Source organism: Sandaracinobacteroides sp. (assembly GCF_057137845.1).
Genome location: NZ_DBNHFX010000203.1, coordinates 1 through 1848, shown reverse-complemented (window position 1 = coordinate 1848; position 1848 = coordinate 1). Strand labels below are relative to the sequence as shown.

General features: G+C 64.4%; 2 protein-coding genes. One reads left to right on the top strand and one right to left on the bottom strand.

Annotated features, from left to right (window positions below; translation table 11 throughout):
• Nucleotides 1–851, top strand: an 851-nt coding sequence (locus tag AC16JP_RS11235; protein ID WP_484340706.1) for a citrate synthase, incomplete at its 5' end; no start/stop codon positions are given.
• 40 nt (nucleotides 852–891) lie between these two features.
• On the opposite strand, the gene AC16JP_RS11230 is transcribed toward AC16JP_RS11235, so the two are convergent.
• Nucleotides 892–1848, bottom strand: a 957-nt coding sequence (locus tag AC16JP_RS11230; RefSeq protein WP_484340705.1) for a sigma-54 interaction domain-containing protein, incomplete at its 5' end; no start/stop codon positions are given.

The window sequence follows — 1848 nt, the reverse complement described above, 5'->3', positions numbered from 1 at the left end:
ACCACGACTCGACGGACATCGACGATCCGATGCAGCGGATGATCGCCAGCCACCGGCTGATCGCCAAGATGCCCACCCTGTCGGCGATGGCCTATAAATACTCGATCGGCCAGCCGTTCATGTATCCTGACAATTCGCTGTCCTATTCGGCGAACTTCCTGCGCATGACGTTCGGCGTGCCGGCCGAACCCTATGTCGTCGATCCGGTGGTCGAACAGGCGATGGACCGCATCTTCATCCTCCACGCCGACCACGAACAGAACGCCTCAACCTCGACGGTGCGTCTGGCCGGTTCGTCGGGCGCAAACCCGTTCGCCTGCATCGCGGCCGGCATTGCCTGCCTGTGGGGCCCCGCACATGGCGGCGCCAACGAAGCAGCGCTGAACATGCTGCGCGAAATCGGCCGCCCGGAACGCATCCCGGAATATATCGCCCGCGCCAAGGACAAGGACGACCCGTTCCGCCTGATGGGCTTTGGGCACCGGGTGTACAAAAACTACGATCCGCGCGCGAAAGTCATGCAGAAAACTGCATATGAGGTGCTGGAAAAGCTGGGCGTCGACGATCCGATCTTCGACGTTGCCCGCGAACTGGAACAGATCGCACTGAAGGACCCGTATTTCGTCGACAAGAAGCTTTACCCCAACGTCGACTTCTATTCCGGCATCATCCTGTCGGCGATCGGCTTCCCCACCAGCATGTTCACCGTGCTGTTCGCACTGGCCCGCACCGTTGGCTGGGTAGCGCAATGGAACGAAATGATCGGCGACCCCGAGCAGAAGATCGGCCGCCCGCGCCAGCTTTATACCGGGGCGCCCCAGCGCGATTACGTGCCGATCAGCCAGCGCTGAACGAAGGCCGCCTCCCCCCGGGGCGGCTGCACGATCGGCCTCAGGCGGCTTCGTTTGCCGCCCTGAGGCCCATCCGCTTCATCTTCTCGACCAGCGTCGTCCGCTTCAGGCCCAACAGCCGGGCCGAATCGGCGACCGTTCCGTTCGACCGGGCGAGCGCGTCGCTGATCAACAGAGACTCGGCCTCGGCGATCAGCCTTTTCAGAGCAACCGGCTCAGGCACACTGACGCCAGGCAGCGCGGTCAGATCGCTGCTGCGGGCGGCTGCCTGCGGCGTTTCGCCTGCCAGCCATTGCGCCATCGGGCGGCGTGCAGGATGCAGCAGCCGGGCCACCGCGCCGGCGTCCAGCACCCGCTCGCCCAATGCATGTGCACGCTCGACCAGATTACGCAACTCGCGCAAGTTCCCCGGCCAGGTATGCGCGGCCAGGGCGTGCTCTCCACACGCTGTCAGGTGCAGACGCGCACGGCCATCCCGGCCGAAATGCGCGACAAGCGCTGGAATATCCTCGACCCGCTCGGAAAGCGGCGGCAGATCGATCCAGACAACCGCGATGCGCCAATACAGGTCCTCGCGGAAACGGCCTTCGGCAACCGCGCGATCCAGATCGATATTGGTTGCAGCTACAAGCCTGAAATCGACCGGCACCGGCTTCGATGCGCCAAGCCGCTGGATTTCGCGCGTTTCGATGGCACGCAGCAACTTCACCTGCAATGGCAACGGCAGATCCCCGATCTCGTCGAGGAACAGCGTTCCTCCGTTCGCCGCCTCCAGCCGGCCGACCCGCGCCTTCACGGCGCCGGTGTATGCGCCAGCTTCGGCACCGAACAGTTCTGCTTCTGCAAGTTCCGCCGGTATGGCGCCGCAGTTCACCGCTTCGAATGGCGCGGATGCACGCGTACTGCCGGCATGCAGCGCCCGCGCGACATTCTCCTTGCCGGTTCCTGACCTGCCGGTAACCAGAACCGTCGCCCCGGATGGCGCAACGCCGGCAAC